The sequence below is a fragment of the uncultured Cetobacterium sp. genome (assembly GCF_947039425.1).
Lineage (GTDB): Bacteria > Fusobacteriota > Fusobacteriia > Fusobacteriales > Fusobacteriaceae > Cetobacterium_A.
This window is the reverse complement of sequence record NZ_CAMQYW010000106.1, coordinates 1-6,049: the sequence shown is the minus strand read 5'-3', so window position 1 is coordinate 6,049 and position 6,049 is coordinate 1. Positions and strand designations below refer to the sequence as shown.

The window sequence follows — 6,049 nt, the reverse complement described above, 5'->3', positions numbered from 1 at the left end:
TTAAAATAGAGAAAATCTGTTAAGGATTTTCTCTATTTTTTTCGTATAACATATTTTTCAGTTACTTTCGCTGGAGAATAAGCTTTTAAAATTAATTTTGTAACCTGTTGTAAACGGCAAGAGTTTTTTATACTATTATGCCCTTGATTTCTTTATATATTTTTAATTAATCTATTATAGAGTTTGAGTGACTTTATTTAAAGTAACTATTAATGCACCGTTAGCCCATTCATATGATTTTTTAATTAAATCAAATTCACTACCTTCTCTTTTAATTTCAGCAGTTCCAGTGATTAACACACCAGTTCCTAAAAAATTAAATCCTTGAACTTCTGGAGATGCAATTGAAATTTGAATCTCATTATTTATTTTTAAATTTTCCTCTGTAGTTTTCATTCCACCAACTGGAATAATAAATTTCTCATCACAAACAGTAATATAAGATTTCCAAGTATTTGTAATATGTGGCTTTTCATTTCCCATAGTAACCATTGTTACTGATTCTTGTCTCTCATTGTTTAAAATTTCTTGTAATTTAGTGTTCATAATTATCACTCCTTTAATTAATTTTATTGACACTTAAGTGTACTAAATAATTGATTAAATTTCCGTAACATATGTTACCAAAATATTTTTTTTTTACATATATTTATACTATAACATATTTAGCTCTTAAAAAAGTGTGATTATGGTTATACTTTGATAATTTAAAAATATTTTATATTTAAAAATAATCATTTACTTGCATAAAAAATAGCTATTTTTGACTTTTTTGTACTATTATGATATACTATGTTTTGGTAAAAAATATAAAATTATAAAGGAGGATTGTTATGAAAAATTATAATGATTTTTCTTTCAAGTTATTTATATTAAAATTGGTGATATCAATTATTTTAATTTTATTTCTAATTTTAATATAATATTCTGTTAGAATTTCTACAAAAATAAGGAGGTTAAATTGAAAAAATTAAAAAAATTATTAGATTTATTTTTTACTTTTAGCAAAATAGGACTTTTTACTTTTGGAGGAGGGTATGCAATGTTTCCTATTTTACAAAAGGAAATTGTTGAAAAAAAGAAGTGGGCTACAAATGAGGAATTAGGAGATTATTGTGCTATTGGACAATGTACTCCAGGAGTTATAGCCGTTAATACTGCTACTTTTGTTGGAGAAAATATATGTGGTATATCAGGAGCATTAGTTGCCACCTTAGGATTTATTTTTCCAGCTTTAATTGTTATTCAAATTATTGGAGCATTTATTCAAAACTTTTCATCACTTGAAATTATTCAATATGCCTTTTCTGGAATACGTGTTTGTGTAAGTATCTTAATTTTACAAACAATATTTAATTTATCTAAACAAGCAATAATTGATAATATAACAATGTTTATATTTTTTGGAGTTATATTGGGATCATTATTTTTTAATATTTCTCCAGTAATAATTATAATTATTTCAGCATTATCAGGAATATATATTAAAAGAAAAAAATAAAGAGAGGTAAATATGTTACTTTACATAAAACTATACTATGAATTTTGTAAAATAGGTTTTTTCACAGTGGGAGGAGGACTTGCTACTATTCCTTTTTTAGAAAGTTTAAGTAATAAAACTAATTGGTTTACAGAAAAAGATTTAGTAAATATGTTAGCAATATCAGAATCTACTCCAGGAGCTATTGGTATTAATATGGCAACTTATACTGGATACTTAACAGGAGGTCCTTTAGGTGGTATTGTAGCTACTTTAGGAATTGTTACACCCTCTGTATTAATAATTTTAGTAATTTCAAAAGCACTTAAAAAATTTAAAGAAAATACATATATAAATGGAGCTTTTTATGGTTTAAGACCAGCTTCAGTAGGATTAATTACTGCTGCTACCTTTGGAATTATTAAAGTCTCTTTTTTATATAGTTCAAAACATTTATCTTTTTTCCAAAATTTGAATATAAAATCCTTAATACTAGGAATAATTTTATATATTTTAATTAAAAAGATTAAAATAAATCCTATTTTATTGATTGTTTGTTCTGGTGTTGTAGGAGTCATTTTCAAAATATAAAGATAATTTCAATATCAAATTTAAATAATATTTCGATGTAAAGTACTCTAAAATTGGTATTTTATGTTTGAAATATATTTTTAGATATGATACACTTAAAATATATTAAAAAGGGAGTTGATAAAAATGGCTTATAGAATTAATGAAGATGAGTGTATTGCATGTGGTGCATGTCAATCAGTATGTCCAGTATCATGTATTTCAGAATTAGAAAATGGTAAAAGAAAAATTAATGAAGATGAATGTATTGATTGTGGATCATGCGCTTCTGTTTGTCCAGTATCATGTATCTCTCAAGTGGACTAAATTTAGCTTAATTTATGAAAAAGATGTAAAAATTAATATTTTTACATCTTTTTTATTATATATAAGAAAATACAGAGAACTATTAGATTCTCTGTATTAATAGTTTCTTATTGAATTGTTTTAAAAATTAGTTATAAAATCGGATATGAATCCTTTTTCACCTATTTTAATAGCAAATTTGAAATTATTGTTAAAACTAGTTTTAATTGGATTATTAATTGTTAAATTGGGATTTAAATGTGGATTTGTAATTATAAGTTTGAAGTATTTAATGTTTTCTTTTTCACCTGTTACTTCTTTTAAATGAAAACCATCAGAAAAACCATTAGTCCTTTTTAATTGAATCATTAACTGAGTGGAATCATTTTTTAGAGTCAAACATCCAGTTAGTGGCATTTTGTAATTTATCATATTATCAACTCCTTTAGATTAGTTACTATTAAAGTATAACTTTTTTGAAATGAAATATCAATAAATTACTACAAATACAGAATAAACACTTACTCTATATTTGTGATAAACCTATGTAATTCCTCTTCAATCTCACCAATTGGAAAAAATCTGATTTTTTTTATAATTTCAAACTTTTCATAATAAACTAAAAGAGCTGGTGTCACAAAAATCATAAATTCTCCTGTCACTTGAGGATATTTTTTGATATCTATTGAGAAAAATAATCCTTTATATTTTTTTGCAAGACTCTCTATCCTAGAGAGCATAGTTCCATCAACTCAATTAATTTTTTCACTATTATAAATGTAAATAAATCTAAATCTATTAGGTATATTTTTTTTATAATTCATAATGTCTCCTAGTTATTTATTTTTAAAATATTCAATTATATCTTAACATAAAAGTTTATATTTATTTTAAATTTATTTAAGAGTATAATATATCTAGAAAAATTTCTAAGGAGAAAAATTATATGCGATTTATTTTTATTTATTTTTTATGTTTTTTTACTATTTTTTCTCAAAATGTTTATATTCCTAAGAATAAACAAGAAAAAAATATTTTAAAAAAATATAAAAAGAAAGAACTTACATTAGGACTATTTAATTCAGATTTTAAATGTGAAGTTTATAATAATAATTCAATAAATTTAATTATTGAAGATTTATTAAAAAATTATTTACAATTAAATATTAAGGTAATTAAAGGTGATTGGAATACTATAATAGATGATTATAAAAATAAAAGAATAGATATTGTAGGTGGGCTAACTCCAACAAAACAAGAGGAAAAATATCTATATTTTTCAAATGTATTATATTCTCAGGGATTATATTTAGTATCTAATAAAAATATTGTTTCAGATTTTAAGAATTTTAAGAATGAAAAAATATATATATTAAAAAATTTTGAATATAGCAATAGTATTAAAAAATATTTAGAATTAAAAGATATACATGCTAAATTAATTCCAATAAATTTAAAAGATGTTAGAAATGAAAGCTATTATATAGGTTTAAACAGAGAGTTAATAGGATTTAAATATAAACAAAAGGTTGGAAATATTCCAGGTGCATCACTTGGAGTATGTAAAAAAGACAAAGATCTACTTTTACTTATAAATAGTGCTTTAAATGAAAAATATCATAAAGAGATATCTCAATTTTTAACAACTAGAAAAAATATAATCTATAGAGAAAAATTTATGAATTCTTTAAATATAGATGAAAAAAAGTATTTAAAAAATTTAAATTCTATCAGTATATATGTGGATGATAAAGTTAAAAATAGCGATTTTTATAGAATAAATAATAATTATGATGGATCAATGTATCTTATTTTAAAGAAGCTTTCTATGGGTACAGGAATAAAGTTTGATTATATAACAAATAGTAGTATGGGCTTTCATAAAGCTTATAAAGAGCTAGAAGAGGGAAAAATTGATATTTTACCAATGGTAAAAACAAAACAAAGAGAGAAATCAATTTTATTTACTAAAAAAATAGATGATTTAATTCTTTATAAAATTTCTTCATATAGTATTAATAAAAATAATATAACAGGACGATTACATGGAAAAACAGCTAAAAGTTTAACTGAGGAATACTCATTGAATGAGAATATTAAACCTTTTAAAAATATAGATTTATTAAATAATGCTCTTAAAAATAATCAAATTAATTCAGCTTTTATTTTATCTTATGATGATTTAGATATTCCAAAATATAAAGTTGAAAAAATTGAACAACTTCCAATTTATTTAGGGTTACCTAAAGATAAGTTATTATTAAGAAACATATTAAATAAAGCTATTGTAAATTTAATAGATAGAGAAAATATTAAAGAGGAAGCTAAAATTATAGATAACTATAATCGCTATTTAGAGGATAAAACTCAAAAGAGTATTAATTTACTTGTTTTATGTGCATCTTTAGGGGTTTTTATTTTTATTATTTGTATAATTAAATTTAATTATTATAAAAAAAGTAAAAACAAATTAAAAAAAGATCCCTTAACAGGATTAAAAAATAGAATTAGTTTTAATAGATTCAAAAGAAGAAATAGACATAAAGAGGGATATTTAATTTTAATAGATATTGATAAATTTAAAGAGATTAACGATAAATATGGATATTATATTGGAGATAAAATTCTTATAAAGGTTTCTAAAATTATAAAAAAAGTTTTTTTTAATCAATTTACATTTAGAATATCAAATACTGAGTTTTTAATTTTTTTAGATGATATTTATATAAAAAAATATTTGAAAAAACTAAAAATCGAGTTGGAAAAATACAAAAGAAGAAAAGAATTAACAATACTTTTAAGCATAGGATATTATTTAAAAAAAAGTGATGAAACCTCTTTTGATGAAGCACTAAAATATGTAAATGTAGCTATAGATAAGGCTAAAAATACTAGTTCAGTAGTGGAGGCAACAAAAGAGTTAATAGAAAATAAAAATAGAGAAAATTTAATAAAGTTATATTTAAGTGAAAAAAATTTAATAGGAATCTATCCAATGATCCAACCAAAATTTAATATTCAAAATAATAAAATAGTTGGTGGGGAAACTTTAGCAAGATGGAAAACAAAAAAAGATGGTTCTATTTATCCAAATGAGTTTATACCAATAGCGGAAAAAATTAATTTAGTTTACTTAATAGATTATAAAATGGCTGAGGAATCTGTAAAAATTATAAAAAAATGGCAGAGTTTAAACTTGATTAATAGTGGATTTAAGTTATCTTTTAATCTTTCTATGCAAACATTTGAAAGAGATGATCTTGTTGATGTTTTACAAAGTTTATTAGATAAATATAGTGTTTCAGGAAAGTGGTTAGAAGTAGAGATTACTGAATCAATATTATCTAGTGACTTAAATAAAACCTTAACTAAAATAACTCAAATTAAAAATCTAAATATTCAAATATCTATAGATGATTTTACAGCTGGACATTCAACAGCAAGTTTACTACCCTATCTGTCAGCTGATATAGTAAAGTTTGATAAATCTATTTTAGATATAATAACAGAGAAAGATACTTATAATCATAGTATTTATAAGAATTTAGTTAATTTAGCCAAAGATTTAAATTTAAAAATTGTTGCTGAAGGAATAGAGACAACTTATCAGCTTGAATTTTTAAAGGAAAATAAAGTTGATATTGGTCAAGGTTTTTTATTTAGTAAACCTATTTTGTCTGAACAATTTGAAGA

7 protein-coding genes are annotated in these 6,049 nt (G+C 22.3%); 4 read left to right on the top strand and 3 right to left on the bottom strand.

From position 1 onward, the window contains the following. Nucleotides 1-174: 174 nt before the first annotated feature. Nucleotides 175-546: a pyridoxamine 5'-phosphate oxidase family protein gene (locus tag Q0V09_RS06685; RefSeq protein WP_297407155.1), complete on the bottom strand. Its 372-nt coding sequence runs from the start codon at nucleotides 544-546 to the stop codon at nucleotides 175-177. 415 nt (nucleotides 547-961) lie between these two features. On the opposite strand from Q0V09_RS06685, the gene Q0V09_RS06680 reads away from it, so the two are divergent. The 3 genes from Q0V09_RS06680 to Q0V09_RS06670 all read left to right on the top strand — a co-directional run bounded on the left by Q0V09_RS06680 (nucleotide 962) and on the right by Q0V09_RS06670 (nucleotide 2,377). Beyond that, entirely contained in the window at nucleotides 962-1,501 is a 540-nt protein-coding gene (locus tag Q0V09_RS06680; RefSeq protein ID WP_297407153.1) for a chromate transporter, read from the top strand. A gap of 12 nt (nucleotides 1,502-1,513) precedes the next feature. After that, nucleotides 1,514-2,071, top strand: a complete 558-nt coding sequence (locus Q0V09_RS06675) for a chromate transporter (RefSeq protein WP_297407150.1) — start codon at nucleotides 1,514-1,516, stop codon at nucleotides 2,069-2,071. Nucleotides 2,072-2,197: 126 nt separating this feature from the next. Then, nucleotides 2,198-2,377 carry a 4Fe-4S binding protein gene (locus tag Q0V09_RS06670; RefSeq protein WP_297407149.1) on the top strand — a complete coding sequence of 60 codons (180 nt, stop codon included), beginning with the start codon at nucleotides 2,198-2,200 and terminating at the stop codon, nucleotides 2,375-2,377. Nucleotides 2,378-2,497: 120 nt separating this feature from the next. Here Q0V09_RS06670 and Q0V09_RS06665 read toward each other — a convergent pair whose 3' ends face one another. Beyond that, nucleotides 2,498-2,788, bottom strand: a complete 291-nt coding sequence (locus Q0V09_RS06665; protein ID WP_297407147.1) for a hypothetical protein — start codon at nucleotides 2,786-2,788, stop codon at nucleotides 2,498-2,500. Between the two features lie 89 nt (nucleotides 2,789-2,877). Beyond that, nucleotides 2,878-3,003, bottom strand: a complete 126-nt coding sequence (locus Q0V09_RS06660) for a hypothetical protein (protein WP_297407145.1) — start codon at nucleotides 3,001-3,003, stop codon at nucleotides 2,878-2,880. A gap of 299 nt (nucleotides 3,004-3,302) precedes the next feature. Between Q0V09_RS06660 and Q0V09_RS06655 the strand changes: the two genes are divergently transcribed. Then, a partial coding sequence (locus tag Q0V09_RS06655) for an EAL domain-containing protein (protein ID WP_297487827.1) occupies nucleotides 3,303-6,049 on the top strand: 2,747 nt, incomplete at its 3' end.